At 58.6% G+C, this 19642-nt stretch carries 12 protein-coding genes; 6 read left to right on the forward strand and 6 right to left on the reverse strand.

Annotated features, from left to right (window positions below; all coding sequences use genetic code 11):
• The first annotated feature begins 102 nt into the window (after positions 1–102).
• Positions 103–492 (forward strand): BlaI/MecI/CopY family transcriptional regulator, encoded by a 390-nt coding sequence (locus tag AABO57_14495; protein ID MEK6286945.1) that lies wholly within the window; start codon positions 103–105, stop codon positions 490–492.
• On the forward strand, positions 476–2608 hold the full coding sequence (locus AABO57_14500; protein ID MEK6286946.1) for a M56 family metallopeptidase: 2133 nt from the start codon (positions 476–478) through the stop codon (positions 2606–2608). The genes AABO57_14495 and AABO57_14500 overlap by 17 nt, the downstream gene beginning before the upstream one ends.
• A gap of 154 nt (positions 2609–2762) precedes the next feature.
• On the opposite strand, the gene AABO57_14505 is transcribed toward AABO57_14500, so the two are convergent.
• Together AABO57_14505 and AABO57_14510 are read right to left on the reverse strand one after the other, a co-directional pair.
• The gene (locus AABO57_14505) at positions 2763–5321 is read right to left on the reverse strand and encodes an ABC transporter permease (protein ID MEK6286947.1); all 2559 of its coding nucleotides are present in this window, start codon (positions 5319–5321) and stop codon (positions 2763–2765) included.
• Between the two features lie 52 nt (positions 5322–5373).
• Positions 5374–6315 (reverse strand): hypothetical protein, encoded by a 942-nt coding sequence (locus tag AABO57_14510; GenBank protein MEK6286948.1) that lies wholly within the window; start codon positions 6313–6315, stop codon positions 5374–5376.
• Positions 6316–6951: 636 nt separating this feature from the next.
• Between AABO57_14510 and AABO57_14515 the strand changes: the two genes are divergently transcribed.
• Together AABO57_14515 and AABO57_14520 are read left to right on the forward strand one after the other, a co-directional pair.
• On the forward strand, positions 6952–7194 hold the full coding sequence (locus AABO57_14515) for a hypothetical protein (GenBank protein MEK6286949.1): 243 nt from the start codon (positions 6952–6954) through the stop codon (positions 7192–7194).
• Complete coding sequence (locus AABO57_14520) at positions 7187–7627, forward strand: HNH endonuclease signature motif containing protein (protein ID MEK6286950.1); 441 nt, start codon at positions 7187–7189, stop codon at positions 7625–7627. Before AABO57_14515 ends, AABO57_14520 begins: the two co-directional genes overlap by 8 nt.
• Before the next feature lie 30 nt (positions 7628–7657).
• Here the strand turns inward: AABO57_14520 and AABO57_14525 are convergent, their stop codons facing one another.
• From AABO57_14525 to AABO57_14540, 4 genes are all read right to left on the reverse strand, one after another.
• Positions 7658–10303, reverse strand: coding sequence for an ABC transporter permease (locus tag AABO57_14525; GenBank protein ID MEK6286951.1), 2646 nt, complete (start codon positions 10301–10303; stop codon positions 7658–7660).
• A gap of 173 nt (positions 10304–10476) precedes the next feature.
• On the reverse strand, positions 10477–10812 hold the full coding sequence (locus tag AABO57_14530; GenBank protein MEK6286952.1) for a PadR family transcriptional regulator: 336 nt from the start codon (positions 10810–10812) through the stop codon (positions 10477–10479).
• Positions 10813–11077: 265 nt separating this feature from the next.
• Complete coding sequence (locus AABO57_14535) at positions 11078–13501, reverse strand: ABC transporter permease (GenBank protein MEK6286953.1); 2424 nt, start codon at positions 13499–13501, stop codon at positions 11078–11080.
• Between the two features lie 101 nt (positions 13502–13602).
• The gene (locus AABO57_14540) at positions 13603–16056 is read right to left on the reverse strand and encodes an ABC transporter permease (protein MEK6286954.1); all 2454 of its coding nucleotides are present in this window, start codon (positions 16054–16056) and stop codon (positions 13603–13605) included.
• A 460-nt stretch (positions 16057–16516) separates the two neighbouring features.
• Between AABO57_14540 and AABO57_14545 the strand changes: the two genes are divergently transcribed.
• A complete protein-coding gene (locus AABO57_14545; protein ID MEK6286955.1) occupies positions 16517–18835 on the forward strand; it encodes a tetratricopeptide repeat protein in 2319 nt (772 codons plus the stop codon).
• Between the two features lie 93 nt (positions 18836–18928).
• Positions 18929–19588 (forward strand): Uma2 family endonuclease, encoded by a 660-nt coding sequence (locus AABO57_14550; GenBank protein ID MEK6286956.1) that lies wholly within the window; start codon positions 18929–18931, stop codon positions 19586–19588.
• Positions 19589–19642 lie beyond the last annotated feature (54 nt).

Genomic DNA, 19642 nt, shown 5'->3' on the forward strand with positions numbered 1-19642 from the left:
TGAGAACGGGCCGAGCGTTAACACAACCGCGCGCCTCCTAATTTTTTAGTTGACACGCGGAAAGGTTTGGGCCTACACTCCTAAAACACTAGGAGGGAACGCATGCCGCGCAAGAAGATAAAGCCGCTAACGCCGCTGGAGTTGGAAATCATGAACGTGCTTTGGGAGACGGGCCCCGCCAGCGTGCAGACTGTACAGCAGCAGTTGGCTGGCACGAGGGCTTATACCACGGTGCAGACGATGCTCAATGTGCTGCATCGCAAGGGCAAGGTCACCCGCGCGCTCGCAGACAAAGCATACCTCTACCGGCCCGCCGTGAGCCGCAGCCAGGCGATGGGACACGCACTTGGCGATCTGATCGACCGCATGTTCGGAGGTTCAGCCGAAAGCCTGGTGATGAGTCTCGTGGAAACGAAACGATTGACGCCTGCAAAACTCTCGCAGGTTCAAAAGCTTCTCAAAAAGGAGTCGCCTGATGAGCAGGATCAGTGAGTTTGCAATGCACTTCCTGGTTAACGCCGCCTGGCAGATAGCGGCCGTCGCGATCGGGGCGTCGATAGGCGCGCGCCTTTTGCGAAACACAGCAGCGCGTTACCGCCACGCGCTGTGGACCGCCTCTCTGGTGTTGAGTCTTGCGCTTCCGCTTTGGGGCCTCTTCGATTTTCAAAGAAACGCGCCGCTCCATATTGGAGAGCAGCCAGCCGGCGCTGTTCAAGCGCGAGAGACTCTAACCTCCACGCCAGTCCGCGCGCCTGCCCCGGTTGTCAACGGCCGTGCGGAAGCAAGCGGTATCCGGCTCGACGACTTACTCCAAACCCGGCGTCGTTCTGTGGTGACCTCATCGACTCTGGCGCTGGTGCTCGCGATAGCTTATGCGCTCTTCTTGCTCTACCGTTTGATCATATTGTGGCGCGCGTGGTTGCAAGCGCAAAGCTTTCGGCGGTCGGCTCGCGAGCGCGAACTGCCTGCCCTGATGGCTTCAGTCGCCGCGCGGTGTCAGGAAGCAGTTGGCCTTAAACGCGTCCGGCTCATGTTCTCGGCGAAGGCGACGACTCCGGCAACGCTGGGAGCCTGGAAGCCTGTCATCATCCTGCCGGCGAGCTTCTACGAAGAGACATCGGAGGAGACGCTAGCCACCATGCTCGGTCACGAGATGGTGCACATCGCGCGTTGGGACTTTGCGCTCAACCTCGTCTACGAATTCTTGTGCCTGCCGATCTCGTTTCATCCGCTCGCATACTTTGTAAAACGACATATGGATAGGACAAGAGAACTGGCCTGCGACGATATCGTGACTGAGCGACTGCTTGAGCCTGAGGCTTACGCGCGCTCTCTGGTGCGGGTCGCGAGCGCGCTAGTGTTGCCCGCCGGTCGCGCTCTAACGTTGGGCGTGTTCGACGCAGACATTTTGGAGGAACGAATCATGAAGCTCACACGAAACACGCGGCGACTCGGAGCGCGCGCCGCCCGGCTGCTCGCGCTCTGCGCTTTCTCATTGCTATGCCTGACCTGCATCGCTATCTCAACCTTCTCGTTTGATCTGCGAACGGACGGCGCGTCCGAGCACGCGACGGTAGTCGCGATCGATCAATCGGTGAACGAAACCCGCGCCGATGGTCAGTCGCGCAATCAATCTGACGCCCCCGCACAAGACCCAAACAGGACGACGATGACTCGCGCTGAGATAGCGCAGAGATTGAATTCAGTCAACGCACAAGTTCGCGCAGAGGCGGCGTGTTCTGCCGGGAAGAGTCACGCGGTGGAAGCCATCCCAATGCTCGTCGCGATGCTTGGAGACGACACCCCGATCTCCCAGCCTCTCAGATGCTGGGAGGAAGGCCAGTGGACTCCGGCGCTTGAAAGTTTCAAGCAGCCTTCGCCCGGCGAACAGGCTGCGATTGCTCTGGCGTCGATGGGAACCGCGGCGCTCGAACCTTTAACAAACGCGCTCAACGATTCAAACTCCAGCGTCCGGCGCAACGCGGCGTGGGCAATCGGCGAGTTGACGAACATGCGAGAGGGTGGACGCGCGAACGCAGTTCCGCCGTTAGTCGCGCTGCTTCACGATTCGGACGAATGGGTGAGAATGGCTGCGGCTCGCGCCCTGGGTGAGATAAGAGACGAACGCGCAACCGACGGCCTCATCACGCAACTGTCGGATGGTCAGTGGCAGGTCAGAAAGCTCGCCGTCTGGGCGCTCGGCGAGATGAAGGAGAAGCGCGCGGTAGAACCACTTTGCAATCTCCTAGAGTCTGATGCGGAGATCGAAGTGCGTACGACTACGGCGTGGGCGCTCGGCGAAATGCAGGACAGACGCGCGGTCGAGACTCTGTGCAATGTCCTACAGTCTGACCCGCAGGTCGAAGTGCGGGCGACCACGGCGTGGGCGCTCGGCGAAACAAAGGACAAGCGCGCGGTAGAGACTCTATGCAACGCCCTGTTGTCCGACGCGCAGGCCGGAGTTCGCGCAACCGCGGCGTGGGCGCTCGGCGAGATTCAAAGCCCCAAAGCCGTGTCCGCCTTGAAGCAGGCCCTCTCAGATCCGGGAAAAGGCGTGCGCGAAAAAGCTACGTGGGCTCTCTCGGAGATTGAGGACAGGGAGAGGTAAGAAGGCCGGCAGCTCGCTTGAAGTTTGGTTGTCCTAAGTTCAATTCTCTGCGCGATCTCTGCGTCGGCGTCTCTGCGGTGAGCGATCTTTCGGCGTTGGTTTTTACCGCAGAGGCGCCGAGGACGCAGAGGTTGCGCAGAGAAAACTCCTCAACTCACTCGCAGCGCAGCGCGGTCATCGGGTCGACTCGCGATGCCTTTCTTGCCGGGAGGTAGCCTGCAAGCGCCGCGACCGCTAACAGCAACAGGGTCGAAAACAAAATCGTCAATGGGTCAGCCGGCGTCAGACCAAACAGCAGACTCGTGACTAGTCGCGCGCCCGCGAGCGCGGCCGGCAATCCGATCGCGACTCCTATCAGCACCGGCGCCAGGCCCTCGCGCATCACCAACCTCAGGACCTCGCCGCGCCCCGCGCCCAGCGCCATCCGTATCCCGATCTCGTTAGTCCGTCTGGCGGCCGAGTAGGACATGATCCCGAACAGCCCGATGCAGGCGAGCAGCAGCGCCAGCAAACCGAAGAAGCTCGATAGCCGCGCGATCAGCTTCTGTTGAACGAGCGAGCGGCCTACGTGCTCGGACATTCGCACAGCTTCAACGATCGGCAGTTGCCGATTCACTTCCTTGATTGCGCGTCGAGTCTCGGAAACGATCGCGCCTGGGTTGCCGGTAAAGCTCACCTCGAAGTTACTCAGATAGTTGATGCTCTGAGTGTAAGGGTAGTAAGCCATCGGTTTGGGCTCTTCCATCAAGTCTCCGTACTTGGCGTCCTTTACGACGCCGACGACTTCGATGTCTTCGCTGTGTTCGGGACCGCCCAGACCGAAGCGTCTGCCCACCGCCGCGGAGCCAGGAAACAACCGATGAGCCAGTGCATCGCTGATCACCGCCACCTTGGGCGACGTTTCGGTGTCTTGTGCGCCGAAGCCTCGGCCCGTCAACAACGTCAGACCCATCGCTTCAAAGAAATCTGGCCCTACGCTGTTGTTGCGTATCGATTGCTGGGTGTTGTCGCCCGTCGAGTCTCCACGCGTGGATGCCGGCGACGTCCAGCCTCCCTGGTTGAAGGCGAACATAGAAAACGAAGCGGCCCGCACGCCTGGAATCGAGCTGACCCTCTCCTCGACATCTCGGTACAACTTCACAAGCTGCGAGTCCTGCTTGTAGCCAATCGAGTCGGTGTCGATCTGGAACAGCAGGACGTTCTCCTGATTGAAGCCGGTGTCCACGCGTTGCAGGTTTATCAGACTGCGAACGAAGAGCCCGGCGCCGACCAGCAACAGAAGCGACAACGCGACCTGCGAAGCAAGCAGCGCTTTGCCGAGCAGGCTTCGCGACATTGAGGACGCCGAAGCTCTGTTAGATCTCAGCGATGCACTCAGTTCGACTCGCGACGCGCGGATGGCCGGGACGGTTCCGAACACTACAGCCGAGAGCACCGAGACGATCACTGTGAACGCGAGGGCTCGCATGTCGGGCGCTACGTCGAGAGGCAACGCCTGAGGACCGGTAGACACCATCGATACGAGCGCTTCACTTCCCCACGATCCGAGCAGGATTCCCGCCGCTCCGCCGAGCAGCGCCAACAGAAGGCTCTCGGTAAACAACTGTCGTCCAATCCGCGCGGGACTTGCGCCAAGCGCTACACGCACAGTGAACTCCTGATTGCGGGCGGTGGCGCGCGCCATCAGTAGATTTGCTATATTCGCGCAGGCTATCAGCAGGACGACTCCGACTACGACCATGAGGATCTTTAGCGGCAGTGAGAATTCTGTACGCAGCGCGGAGAGACCGCGGCCCGCGGGTGTGAGTTCAATGCGCGCTTGCTGAATGTCCTGAAGGCGCTCGGCCGAAGGCTGCGGGCCCGCGTACTCGAGCAGAAGCTGCTTGAACAACAGATTGGTTTCCGCGCCCGCCTGCTCATCGCTGACGCCGCTTCTCAGACGCCCGATAAGGTACAGCGACTGAAACGACGGTTTGTCGAGACCCTTCCAACCGGGAGGCAACTGCGCTTCCATCGCCAGCGGCACCCAGATGTCGGGCGACTCGCCGACTGTCGTTCCGAAAAAATCGCGGGGGGTCACGCCGATTATTGTGTAAGCAGTCTGATCTATGTTGATCGTGCTGCCGATGACAGAAGGATCGCCGCCGAATCTGCGCTGCCACCAGGAATCGCTGGCAACCACAACGGGATGTCCGCCTGGAGTAACGTCTTCGTCAGATGTAAGCGTTCGACCAACAACGGCGTTGACTCCAAGCACGGAGAAGTAAGTGCCCGAGACCATCTGCGCGTTGATTTGTTCGAGGTCGCCGCTTGATTCGCGGGCGTGAACGACGCCGTGGACGCGGCTTGGCATACTATGCACCGCTGCAACATCCGAGAAGACCTGGTTGCGGCGGCGCACTTCGCGATAGAGCGGATAGGAGAAGAGGTCCCAACTAGAATCCGGGAATCCGATGGTGACGCCCGCCGACTCGGCTTTGCCAAAGAGCATGAGGCGTTCGGGTTCGTGGACCGGAAGGGCTCTAAGCATCACCGCGTCAATCAAGCTGAAGATCGCCGTGTTGGCGCCGATGCCAAGCGCGAGCGAAAGCACCGCCACCGCAGTGAAACCTTTCTGCTTGAGCAGCATTCGCAGACCGTAACGCAAGTCCTGAATCATCTCATCCTCCAATCGCCATTGTCGCCGCTGCCGCGCTTCGCGGAAACCGCTCATTACGCCGATCCCGAGACAGGGCTTCTAGATTCGAGAGGCCATCAGACCTCTACTACCTGTCATGCTTGCTGCCGGGCTTGCCGCCGGGCGACGTAATGGTGACGGGTCCGTTGACGGTGGAGAGCCGGATCACCGGCGTTGCGTCGCCAAACTGTATGACGGTTGGACGGTCCCAGGTCCGCACGGCCCCTTGGCACTGGATCGCTCTGCACTCGACGGGAGAATGCTTCGAAGCGTCCACACGCACGGATGACAGATAGTTCTCGGGCACCCTCAGCGTGAGCGGTCCGTTCTGTGTGCTGCCTTCAAGTTCTCCGCCTGACCACTGACTGCCATCCAGCACGATGGTAAGGGGACCATTCTGAGCGCTCAGGTGAAAGTCCCCGCCGCTGCCATTTACGGTAATCGGGCCGTTCTGGACGTCAGCTCGAACCTGTCCGCTCACATCATGAAAAGTGATCGGGCCGTTGTTGTTTCTGGCCTGGATGTTCCCGGAGAAATCGCTCACGCCAATAGGACCGTTGTTGGACTCCAGATCCAGGACCGCTCCATTTGGCGCTTGAATGAGCAGGTAAGCCATCCAATCCTGCGGGTTCGGCCCCTCGACCATGACTTTGCCATCCCGGATTGCGAGCTTGACTTGATCCAGGAGGGCTTGTGCCTCGCCTGCGTTGTCGCCCCCGGCTGCGAGGCACGCGGTGATTGAGTACTCGTCGCGATTCCAGCCCTGCACATGAATACCGCCGTTTTTGGTGGATCGGACCTGGAGCGTTGAGATCGCGGACCTGGGAACAGTCTGCACCAGTTGGGATCGAGCTGTTTCACCCCCGTCACCAATCCGCATTCTGACTTGCCCGCAATCGGTGATCGTCTTTTCGGGCCCGGTGGAGATGGTGGTGTTGCCGCTGCGTTTTCTCTCCTGCGCCCCGGCGGGTTCGAAGATCATAAAGGAACCAAGAACGAGAACCATCAAGAAGAGCATCGTCTTTCTCATCGCCAATCCTCCTATCTCTGACTAGCAAGTTTACCGTTTCGCCGTGAATATAGACGCTAGACGCCGCATAAGTGTTAGCCACAAAAAACTGAGAGTCTCGAGTCTCAAAATTCGAAGATTGAAAGCAAGCCAACAGCTAGACGACTGTGTTCGACTACCAATCTTCGTGCCAGCGTCTGTGACTCGGCTAAACGCTGCGAACACAAGGGCAAATCGCCGTGCGCCAATGTGTTCGGAGCGGTTCCGTTGTTCGATTCCGAGAAAGGGTTTCCCAGTGGTGGGCCGAGCTAGTCCGTCCCAACAGATTGCATGGACGGCACGCGCCCGAGATGCCGGAGTGAGCCGGAGGGCGCCCGCTTCTCGCTTGTCCGTCCGATATAGGCGAGCAGACTTTTATCTGTGGTTCGATAGTCATACCACTCCGGACGCCCAGTCCTTAAGGCTGCATCATTAATCCTCTAGAATTCTACTTCGCGCTGAACCTTACAATTTGCCAACTCCGCAATCAAGGTAGCGCTGGGTACGCAAACTCACCTGTGGCTTGTCAAGCAATCCCTCGATGATTCAATGGTCCGAAGGATCGCATGTTTCAATGCACGCCTCGAGGTAGCAGTTTGTGTCTCGCGGTATTAAACTATGAGCACTGTGAAAGCCTACGAAGAGATCATAGAGTTTATCGCGGCGGGCACGACGCCAGACACCGTTGTTTCATTTCGCCCGTCGCCAGCAACCAAGACGCGCGTTTCAGAGTTGATCCATCAAGAAAAGACAACCGGCCTTTCGGCCGAAGAGAAGTCAGAATTGGACAACTACATGCAGTTGGAACACCTGATGAGGTTGGCCAAGGCACGCGCTCATCAGTACGTCGCCAATGAGTAGCTACGTCAGCGAGGAATTGCGGCGGCTCGTTGCAAATCGGGCGGAGCGTCTTTGCGAGTACTGCCTGATTGGCGAGGATGACACATTCTTCGGCTGCGAGGTTGACCACATCGTCAGCCTGAAACACTCTGGCCCGACCGAAGCTATCAATCTTGCCTATGCCTGCTCCTTCTGCAATCGGAACAAGGGCAGCGATATTGCGTCTCTCTCGGGAGTAGCCGGCGAGCTGGTGAGGTTCTTCAATCCCCGAATCGATCTATGGTCCGAGCACTTTCGATTGGAAGGAAGCCTGATTGAACCACTGACGAGTGTTGGTGAGGCAACCGCTCGAATCCTGAAGTTTAACGAGAGCGAACGAGTTCTTGAGCGGGAAACGTTGATTGCAATCGGACGGTATCCGTCGAAACCAGCATCACTTCGTATGCGGAAGTAACGTACGATGCGCTCCTGATGCTCAGTCAGTCTATTCATACCTCAGCGCCACCATCGGATCGACGCGCGACGCGCGGCGCGCTGGAACAAAACAAGCCGCCAACGCAACAAAGACCAGCAACAAAGGGACTCCTGTGAAGACGACCGGATCGGTCGGGCTGACTTCGAATAGCAGGCTTGCAATCGCTCGTGTTAGAACGAGCGCGCCACCAACTCCGATTGCAATGCCGGCGGCGATGAGCAGCATACCTTCCCGTAGAACCAGGCGAAGCAGAACACCCGGTTGGGCTCCGAGCGCCAGCCGGATGCCAAATTCCTTCTTCCGGCTGCCGACATAGAGTGACATTGTGCCGTAGATGCCTACCGCTGCGAGCAGCAATGCCAACACCGAGAAGGACGCCAGCAGCAGATTCGTCAACCGCTGGCTATTGAGCGTTCGACCGATGACATCGTTCATGGATCTGATCGAGTACACCGGGATGTCGGGATCCAACCCGGACACCGCGGTCCTGACTGCACCGATGGTCGAGTTTGAAGGGCCGTCGGTTCTAATAACAAGCTTCGCCACCAGCGTCGGCGACTGCGAGAGCGGAGAATAAATGTGAGGCTGCAGCTTCTCCGCAAGCGCGTCTTGCTTGATTCCGCCAACCACTCCCACTATGGTCATCCATTGCAGATCACCAGTGGTCTCGACCCTTTTTCCAAGAGCGTCGCCATCCGGCCAATACATTCGCGCCAGCGTTTCATCTATTATCGCTACCGGTTGCGAGTCGCTTTTGTCTGATTCCAGAAAATCCCTTCCGCGCAGCAAAGGGATTCCCATTGCCTGAAGGTTCCCGGGCGTCATCGACAATAGCTGACCTTGGACCCCCTCATCACCAGTCCCTGGTTCGTGTCCTTCTACGATAAAGTTGTCAGTGTTGTCATCGCCGCCAAACGGGATACTCGTGGTGAGCCCTGCGGCGCGAACTCCCGGCAGGCTGCGCAGGCGATCGATCAGGCTCTGGTAGAACTGTAGTGATTGTTCGGGCTTCGAATATTTGCGAGCCGGAAGAGAGACGAACATCGTCAGCAGCTTCTCCGGATTGAATCCTAGATCGACAGACTGCAGACGCTGAAAGCTCTTCAGCAGCAGTCCCGCGCCGATCAGCAACACAAAAGAAAGCGCGAACTGCGCCGCCACAAGCGCGCTAGTTGACCGGCGGCTGGAGGTGCCGCCGCGTCCTCCTTCGTGCATTGCCGCAACCATCCCCATGCGATAGGCCCGCAACGCAGGCATAAGTCCAAACAGCAGCCCGGTCAGCAAGGCGAGACCGGCCGTGAACGCCAGCACGCGTCCGTCGACCGTCACCGCTTCGATTCTCGGTATTCCGTCGACGGGCATCCTCCCGAGCATTCGCACGCCTAGCCAGGCGAGCATCACCCCGCCCGCTGCGCCGATGAACGCGAGCACCAGGCTCTCGGTCAGGAGTTGCCTCGCGACGCGAGACGGGGTCGCGCCGAGCGCGAACCGCACAGCAATCTCTCTGACCCGCGATGTGGCGCGCGCCAAAAGCAAGTTCGCGACGTTGGCGCAGGCGATCAACAGCACCAGTCCTACTGCGCACAGCAAGATGAGCAGAGGCTTTTTTGTAGATCCGACCATCACCTGCTTCAGCGGCGTGACTATTGTCTTCAGAGCAGAGCCCTGGTCGAGCGGTATTCGGCTTTCGCCTATGTCGGGATGCTGGCGAGCGTAGTCCCAAAGCGCCGCCTTAGTTTCCGCCTCTGCCTCTGACAGCGATACACCTGGCCCAAGCCGCGCGATCGCTCTTAAGAAGTAGGGCGCGGTCCTCGTTGGATTCAGCGCGATGGGAATCCATATCTCGGTTTCCGGGCGAGGAAGGCTGAAGCCCGCCGGCATAACACCGACCACTTCGGTCGCGGTGCTGTTCAGGTTCAAGGATCGGCCGATTATGTTGGGATCGCCGGAAAACCGGCGCTGCCAAAAACCAAAACTGATAACGCAAACGCCATTGTTGCCGGGCGTATCCTCGCCGGCACGAAAGGCTCGTCCGAGGACCGGCGGAATACCGAGCACCTTGAAGAAATCGGCGCTGACGGTGCCGAGGGAAACGCGTTCCGGGTCACCATCTCCAGTGAGATTCGCGCCGCTGGTCGAATAAGCGGCCACCGCTTCAAGCGAATGTGTGTTGTCACGTAATGCGGCGAAACTCGCCTGCGAGAGATTCCAGGCGTCCAGTCCGAGTTGCCGTTGCGATTGTACCAACCTCACCAGGCGATCAGGCTGCTCATATGGGAGGGGGCGCAGGAGAATACCGTCAACCAGACTGAAGATCGCGGTATTCACGCCGATCCCAAGCGCGAGGGTAATCACAACGATTGCGGTGAAGGCCGGATTCTTTCGCAGCATCCGCAGCGCATAGCGCGCGTCCAGCCATACCTGCTCGATCGTCGCTCCCAAGCGTACGTCCCTCACTTGCTCCTTCACTTGATCGACCCCTCCAAAATCGATTCGCGCTGCTCGATATGCTTCGTCCGCGCTTAACCCACCGGCGACTTTCTCATCGATGAGCATTGCAAGATGCGCGCTCATTTCTTGGTCGAGCTCGCGCTCGGCGTGGTCTCTGTGAAACAGGTTCGATAACAGACTTCGAAGGCGATAGAACAACGGCATAATCAACTCCCATCAAGAGCCTGGTAGATTGTTCAACCTGCGGGCAGGTTGCCGGCACACAGCAGCAGGTTTACCAACCTGCTGTACACTATCCTGAACTTCGAACCTCAGCGCTTCGCGCTCGAGGCACTAAGTGAGACACCACTTCGGGTGAATCAAGTATCTTGACGCCCTTATGAAGTCGCTTCGAGTGCGAGGAAGATCGCCGCGGCAATCCGCTCCCAGTTGGCGGTCTCGGTTTCGAGATGCCTCCGGCCCGTCCTCGTCAGCTTGTAGTACTTTGCCTTGCGGCGGTTCTCCGATTCGCCCCACTCCGACGCAAGCCAGCCCTTCTCCTCGAGCCGGTGAAGCGCCGGAAAGAGCGAGCCCGGTTTGGGATGAAATGTTCCCTGAGTGATCTGATTAATGCGGTGCGCAATCCCCAGCCCATGATTCGGGCCCAGACCAAGCGTCTTGAGGATCAGCAGATCGAGCGTGCCTTGAAGAAGATCATCCGTGCCTCCCGACATAAGCTCCTCCTATAGACTGTCTGTAGGACATTAAGGCACGACCTATAGAATGTCAATAGGAGCTGGCTCGTATTTGACTCTCGCTGCTCGCCAGAGTTCCGGGTTCAGGGTTCAGGGTTCAGAGTTCCGGGTTCAGAGTCCAGGGTTCAGAGTTCAGAGTTGGGTTCCACGAACCCGGAACCCGGAACTCTGAACCCGGAACCGTTGAACGACGAACCCGGAATTCTGAACCACGAACTCTGAACCCTGAACCCGGACCCTGAACCTATTCATAGCGAAGCGCCGTCATCGGATCTACTTTCATCGCGCGGCGCGCTGGCGCCAAACAGGCTGCCAGAGCCACTCCCGCAAGGAGTATCGAAATGATGACGAAGGTCGCGGGATCGGTTGCGCCAACCGCAAAGAGCAGGCTTGTCAGCACCCTAGTCAACGCAAACGCCGCGGCAAGCCCGATCCCGACGCCAACCAGCGCCAGCGCCATCCCCTGTCCGACGACAAGCTTCAGCACGTCGGACTGCCTTGCGCCCAGCGCCATGCGAATTCCAATCTCGTGCGTGCGCTGAGTGACCGAATAAGACATCACTCCATAGATGCCAACCGCCGCCAACACCAGCGCCACTCCGCCGAAGATACCCAGCAACAGCATATTGAAGCGTCGCCGGGCGACTGAATCCGAGAGAAGCTGCTCCATCGTCTTGATGTCTGGAACGGGCAGATCCTTATCGACTGCCCAAACTTCGTTCCTCATCGCATTGGCCAGGCCCGCGGAACCCGATCCGCCGCGCACCACTATGGTCATAAACGGCCACGGGTCAATCGAGCAAGGCACATACAGCTCGGTCCTTGATTGAGAGTCCAACCCAAAGTGTTTCACGTCCGCGACTACGCCCACAATCTCCATCCATGGATCATCATCATCATCAATCCGCAAGCGCTTGCCGAGCGGGTCCTCATCGGGCCAGTACCGCCGAGCCATCGCTTCGTTGACGATGCCAACTCTAGCAGCGTCAACGGTGTCGCGGTCGGTGAAGTCGCGGCCTTTGGAAAGCGGAATGCCCATCGAACGGAAGTAGTCCGGACTTATCACCCGGTAATCCGCGCTGGGGCTATTGCCGGAGCCATCGTCCTGCCAGCGCTCGATCGTCAAACCGCGGCCGCTGTTTCCGGGCGTCAGCGGAAGTCGTGAAACTGCGCCGGCTGACTGCGCTCCGGGCAGAGACTGCAGACGCTGAATTACTTGCTGAAAGAAAACCGCTCGCCTCCGTCCATCAGGGTACTGTGCCGCCGGAAGAGAGAGACGCATTGTGAGAACGTCTCGACTGTCAAAGCCCGGATTCACCTGCCCCAGACGAACAAAGCTCTTGATCATCAGACCCGCGCCGACCAACAGCACCAGCGACAGCGCAATCTCCGAAACGACGAGCAGGCCGCGAACGCGATTGCGGCGCGCTCCCGCGCTTCCACCGCGCCCTCCTTCCTTGAGCGATTCGTTCAAGTCACCCTTCGACGCCTGCCACGCTGGAACGAGGCCGAATGCGACGCCGGTGACGAGTGAAACAGCAAGCGTGAACCCGAGGACCATCCCATCGATCCCAATATTCTGCGCTCCATAAATACTCGTTGGTATGAGCGAAACCAGCGGCCCGATTCCCCACAAGGCCAGCAGCAACCCTAGCGCTCCGCCGATCAGCGCAAGGACCATGCTTTCAGTGAGCAACTGTCTCACGAGTCTCAGACGATTCGCGCCGAGCGCCGTTCGAATGGCCATCTCCTTCTGCCGCGTTGCGGCTCGAGCGAGCAGCAGGTTGGCGACATTCGCGCAAGCGATCAATAACACAAAGCCCACTGCCCCAAGCAGCACCAGCAGTGCCCACCGCACATCGCCTACCTCGTATTCACGCAGCGTCGCCAGGCGCACTCCGCGCCCCATGTTCTCGTTCGGGTTTTGGTCTTCCATTCGGCGCGCGACTGCGTCCATGTCCGCGCTTGCCTGCCCGAGAGTCACGCCCGGTTTCAGGCGAGCTATTGCGCTGAGGTAGTGACTGTCGCGGTTGGCCGCCATGTTTACCGTGGGATTCAATACGTGCTCGGGCACGATTTGTCGAGGTGGAACCCAGAGGTCAGCTCCTTCGGGAAATCTGAACTGGGCGGGCATCACTCCGACGATGGTGAAAGGCTCGCCGTTGGTAGAAAGCTTCTGCCCGATGATGTTCTTGTCGGCGCCGAAGCGGCGCTCCCACAGACCCTGGCTTATGACGGCGACGCGGCTGCTGCCGAGGTTCTCTTCGCCCGGTTGAAAAACGCGGCCCAGGATCGGCTGGACGCCCAACACCGGAAACAGAGCGGCAGTAGTCACAACTCCGGATACGCGTTCGGGTCTGTCGCCGCCGGTCAGATTGAAGCTCTCTTCCCGGTAAGCCGCGATGTTTTCGAAGCTCTGATTCTGCTCTCTCCAATCCACGAAGTTGGCCGCAGCGATAGCGTCCAGGCTGCGTCGCTGCAAGTTGCTCTCGAACACCATCACCAATCCATCCGGATTCGGAAAAGGTAGAGAGCGAAGCAGAACAGCGTTGACTACACTGAAGATCACGCTATTCGCCCCAATGCCCAGCGCGAGAACAACAACTGCCACGGCGGTGAAAGCGCGGTTGCTTGCCATCATTCGAAGCGCGTAACGCAGGTCTTGCATGATTCTCCCCATTTCCGATTGCCGATTGCCGATTGCCGATTTCCGCGCTGCGGATGGCCAATTCTTAAGCGGCAATCGCCAATCGCCAATCGGCAATCTTCTCATTCGTATCTGAGCGCAACCATCGGGTCCACTTTGGTTGCCCGTCGAGCAGGCACGAAACAAGCTCCCAGAGCCACCCCTGTCAAAATCACAGAGACTAGAACAAAGCTCAGCGGATCGGTCGCACTTACTCCGAACAACAAGCCGGTCATCACCCGAGTCAACAGAAAAGCCCCGACCAGCCCTATTGCGATGCCGATCAGCACCAGCGACATTTCCTGCCTCAACACCACTCTCAACACATCCGAAGTCTGCGATCCGAGAGCCATGCGAACGCCGATCTCGTGCGTGCGCTGAGTGACCGAATAACTTACTACGCCATAGATTCCAGCCGCCGCAAGCACGAGCGCCACCGCAGCGAATATGCTGAGCACAAGCATGGGGAATCGCCTGGCCGCGACGGACTCGGACACACGGTCTTCCATCGTCAGGACATCGTCAACAGGCTGATCTTTATCTATGCCGCGAACCTCGCTACGAATCGCGCGTGCGGCGCTGCCTGCGTCAGTTGCAGTTCGCACTGCCAGATACATGCTTGCGGCGGGACGTTGGAGATAAGCAGCATAGAGCTCCGAGTGTCGCTCCTCATCAAGTCCCAGATGGTTGACGTCACCTACGACGCCAACGACTTCGCTCCACGGAGCATCGCTCCTCGTGCTGAACTTGATGCGCTTGCCAATCGGGTCCACGTCAGAAAAGAAGCGACGGGCCATCTCTTGATTGATGATAACCGCGCCGGAAGCAACTTGATTATCGCGTTCGCTGAAGAATCTTCCGCTGAGCAGGGGAATACCCATCGCCCGGAAGTAGTCGGGGCTTGCGGTGCGATAACCCGAGGCGGGATCAACGTCATCAACAGGCCGCGTATCGCCTTCGATTGCGAAATAGCGGCCTTCCTGTGATTGGCTCAAAGGGAGGGAATTGACTACTCCCGCTGCTTCCACTCCGGGCAAGGCGCCGACTCGCTCGATGACCTGCTCGAAGAATGCTCTCTGCTGCTCACTTTTGGAATACCTCTGCCTGGGCAGCGCGATAAGCATGGTAAGAGTATTCCGGCGATCGAAGCCCGGGTCGACCTGCAGCAATCGGATGAAGCTCTTTATCATCAGCCCTGCTCCGATCAACAGCACCAGGGCGAGTGCGACTTCAGACACGACAAGCGTGCTGCGAATGCGATTGCGCCGCATGCCGGCCGACGCGGTTCTGCCGCCCTCTTTGAGCGACTCATTCAGATCGGGCTTAGATGCCTGCAGTGCCGGCACGAGTCCGAAGACCACCCCCGATATCATCGAGACCGCAAGCGTGAATCCAAGCACCCGGCTATCAATGTTGATCTCGCGCGCGCGCGGGATGGTCTCAGGCATGATGGCGACCAGAAGATCTATTCCCCATAGCGTCAGCAGAAGTCCGGCGACTCCGCCTGCCACGGCGAGCAGGATGCTTTCCGTCAGCAGTTGCCGAACCAGACGGCTGCGACCGGCTCCCAGAGCCGATCTTATCGCGATCTCCTTCTGGCGCACGGCTGCGCGAGCGAGCAAGAGATTGGCGACATTCACACAAGCTATCAGCAGGACAAAGGCCACTACGCCGAGAAAGATCATCAGGGCCGGTCGGGATCTACCAACGACGTGTTCGTGCGCCGGAACGAGGTTTACTCCGCGGTCGCGATTTGTATCTGGATACTGCTCGGCAAGCCCGGCGGCGACGGAGTCCATCTCGGTCTGAGCTCGACCAAGCGGAACGCCCGGTTTAAGGCGGGCCATCACCGTCAGGTAATAACTCCTGCGCTCGTTATCGACCACCAGCGGCACCAACACGTTGGCCTTGGACAAGACCCAGCCCGACGGAGCCAGGAAGTCTGGCGCCAGAACACCAATGATAGTGTAGCTCTCGGTGTTGAGCGTCACCGGCTTCCCGATAACATCGGGATCAGAACCGAAGCGGCGCTGCCACAGCGCGTGGCTGAGCAGCACAACGCGATTCTTGCCAGGCTGCTCCTCTTCGGATAAGAAGCCGCGGCCAAGAGTGGGAGTGCTGCCTACAAACTCCAGCACCTCAGGAGAGACTCGCATCCCGGAGATGCGCTCGGGTTCGTCATCCGCAGCAAGGTTGAAGCTCTGTCCGCCGCACGCGACCATCGACTCGAAGACCTGATTCTGCTCCTTCCAGTCTCTGAATGCAGGGTACGAAACAACTCCTGTGCGGATATTGAATTTTGGGTTGGTCTCCCAGACCATCACCAGCCGATCAGCATCCTTGTAGGCCAGCGGACGAAGCAGCACCGCATTGACGACGCTGAATATGGCGGTGTTGGCTCCGATGCCGAGGGCCAGAGCTATGATCGCAACGGCGGTCAACCCCGGACTTCTAAGCAAGGTTCGAAACCCATATCGGATGTCCTGAAGCAAGCTATCCATAGCTATTTGTCCTTTCTTACCTGGAAGCGCAGGCATCCTTGCCTGCCTCGTTCCGTTACCGGCTATTCTCTTTCCCGCGCATGCAGAGATGCTCGCTCTCCCTGGCTCGACCGAGTGACTAAACAAATGACCAATGACACAGGGCTAAGCACCAAACTTTTCATTCGTATCTGAGCGCTACCATCGGATCCACCTTGGTTGAGTCTTCTCGACCGGCTGATCCATGGTGAGCGCCCGCTGCTTCCGCGCGCAACGCCAATCATGCGGATCGGATTAGAATCAATCGTCGTGCCCTATCGAATCTGAGCCATAACTGATAATTCGCAAGGGATCGAAGTGATCGGCCATATTCACCCTGCCGGTTATGGGACTGGCCCGTCCCGGATTCGTGAACCACGGTCCCGCGCTTGTGGGCTCGCGAGGGTGGGCATAGTATGTGACATCCTACAAAAGCAGTCAGCGATTGTTCCCGAGAGCGGCAGAGAGAAGACGGACCATGACGGATGCACCTCACCGAAAACGAAGACGCGGTTGGATCATTGGAGCAATGCTCGCCGTGGTCCTCCTGCTCGGCGAAGTGGCCATAGAGGTACTGAGCGATGACCTAAAGGAAATGCTTCGCCCCTATCGCATCTACGTATGGTCGGCGCTTGGGCTGGCGTTCATTGCGGCTATAGTTATGGCCATCAGAGAATCGCGCGCAAGCGACGATCCTTCTGCCCACGACCCGCTAGTCGAGCGAAACATCTCAGCGGAAGAAGTCAAGAACAGTACCTTCGTCACTGGCGATGAGAATGTGATTTCTGACCACACTCAGGGCGACGTTGTGCGCGGAGACAAGATCACCGCCAGCGATGTAGTTCACGGCGACAAGCACATCCACATCCAACAGGCCGGAAGTCCAGCGCTCTCTGCTTGGCATCAGCTTCCGTCGCCGCCGCGCGATTTCACGGGCCGCCACGAAGAGATAGACGATCTTTTGCGCGAGATGGAAAACGGCGTAACCATATCGGGCCTGCGCGGGCTGGGCGGCGTGGGCAAGACCGCGCTCGCGCTTAAGCTGGCCGACATCGTAAAGGACCAATACCCGGACGCTCAGTTCTATCTCGACCTCAAAGGCGTGAGCGAACGCCCACTCACCTCAGCGGATGCGATGGCCCACATCTGTCGAGCCTATCATCCAGAGGCGAAGCTTCCCGATCAGGAAGCGGGGTTGAGCGCGCTCTACAACTCGTTGCTGAACGGCAAACGGGCGCTGCTCCTGATGGACAACGCGAAAGATCGAGCACAGGTCGAGCGGCTCATCCCGCCTGCTGGCTGCGCGCTGATCGTGACTTCGCGGCAACGCTTCACTCTGCCGGGGCTGTACGAAAAAGATCTCGATGCGCTGCCAGCAGCGGATGCGCGCGAGTTGCTGCTGAGGATCGCCAAACGAATCGGTGATCACGCGGACGAGATCGCAAAGTTGTGCGGACGGCTGCCCCTTGCGTTGCGCATAGCAGCAAGCGCGCTTGCCGAGCGTAAGAACCTGTCTCCGGCTGATTACGTTCGGCGGTTGAGCGATGAAAAGCAGCGACTCAGTCACCTAAAGGAAGTAGACGTTGCACTGAGCGTAAGCTGCGAGATGATCGGCGAGGAGAGATTCGCGCTGTGGCGCAAGCTGGCGGTCTTTCCGAGCACATTCGATGACAGCGCAGCGTCGGCAGTGTGGGAGATGGAAGCGGATGCCGCAAAGGACGCGCTCGGCGATCTGCTGGCGTACAGCCTTATCGAGTACGACGAAGAGACTGGTCGCTATCATCTCCACGACCTTGCCCGAATATTTGCCGATGGGCGATTGAGCGAGGGCGAGCGTGATCTTGCGAAACGCCGCCACGCGGTGCATTACCGACAGGTGCTTAAACAGGCCGATGAGTTTTATCTGCAGGGCGGCGGCGCAGTCACACGCGGGTTGGCGCTGTTCGACAAAGAGCGCGAAAACATCGAAGCGGGATGGTCTTGGGCGGCGGCAGAGGCCGAGAGAGACGAAGAGGCATCGCAATTGTGTAGCAGCTATCCGAATGCCGGAGTATACGTTCTCGATCTGCGTCAACATCCGCGAGAGCGAATCAGGTGGCTGGAAGTTATGCTTGGATCCGCCCGTAGATTGAAGGATCGGCAAGCTGAGGGCTACGCGTTGGGCAACCTGGGCATTGCCTACGACGATTTAGGCGACGTGCACCAGGCGATTGAGTACCACGAGCAACAGCTTGCGATAGCCCGAGAGACCGGCGACAAGACAGGAGAAGGCAATGGGCTGGGCAACCTCGGCAGCTCCCACTACGCGTTGGGCGAGACACGCAAGTCGATTGATTATCACAAGCAAGCCCTTGCGATTGCGCGAGAGATAGGCGACCTCAGACTAGAAGGGAACGCTCTGGGCAGCCTCGGCGTCGTCTACGCTGCGTTGGGCGAGACGCGCAACGCGATTGAGTATTACGAGCAAGTCCTTGCGATCGCGCGAGCGGCAGGCGACCGCCAATCCGAAGGGACCGTGCTGGGCAACCTAGGGAATGTCTATAAGAATTTGGGCGAAGCGCGCAAAGCGCTTGGGTATTACGAGCAGGACATTGCGATAGTGCGAGAGACAGGCGACCGCAGAGGCGAGGGCATTTCGCTATGGAATATGAGCCTGAGCCTATATCAACTGGGTGAGCGCAGACAGGCTGTTGCCAACGCTGAAGCGGCGCTCAGGATTCTTGAAGAACTCGAATCCCCATCTGCGGATAAGGTACGCACGCAACTGGCCGAGTGGCGGGCTGCGCCGCAGCAATGAACACCCGAAGATCTTGCGACTCGGATTGTCCCTCTTGCACGGCGGGGCTATAATCGATCCGCAACTCATAAATTCGCCGCTGAGAGAAAGACTATGATTACCGAGACCCTGGGTTACTTTGAAATCGCGTCCAACTTGCCGCCCGCTTCGGAAGTTACTTTTCATGATGTCAGTTGGGATGAGTACGAGGAACTGATCGAGGAACTGGGCGAGGCAAGAGGGCTGCGTGTCAGTTACAACGAAGGGACCCTGCGGATTATGACTGTTTCATCTGAACACGAAAGCTACGCGGCTTTCATTAACCTCTTGATCGGTCACCTGAGCTTCCGGCTACGCATCAACATACGCTTCTTCGGGTCGGCTACGATGAGAACGAAGAAAAAGAAGAAAGGCAACGAGCCGGATGCGTGCTTTTATGTTCAGTCGGCCCCGGCCATCGGCAACAGGATTCAAATCGACTTCGCCGTCGATCCTCCGCCCGACGTCGTTGTCGAAGTCGACATTCATCACGACTCCCGGGACAAGTTTTCGATCTACGCGGCGCTCGGCGTGCCTGAGATCTGGCGCTATGACGGAGAGGAATTGACCATCCATTTCCTTCAGGAAGATCAATACGTCGAGGTGGAAAGGAGCCTCGCGCTGCCTATGCTATCCGGCTTTGCGCTGACGGATTTCCTGGCCCGGCTCCCGAAGGACGGCGAATCTCAAACACTCGTCGCCTTTGACGAATGGCTCCAATCCCTCCAGCGATGATCCTATTGCTACTCCGAAGGGTCAGTTCCGGGTTCACGGTTCAGGGTTCAGAGT

This window comes from Acidobacteriota bacterium, assembly GCA_038040445.1.
GTDB lineage: Bacteria > Acidobacteriota > Blastocatellia > UBA7656 > UBA7656 > Onstottus_A > Onstottus_A frigus.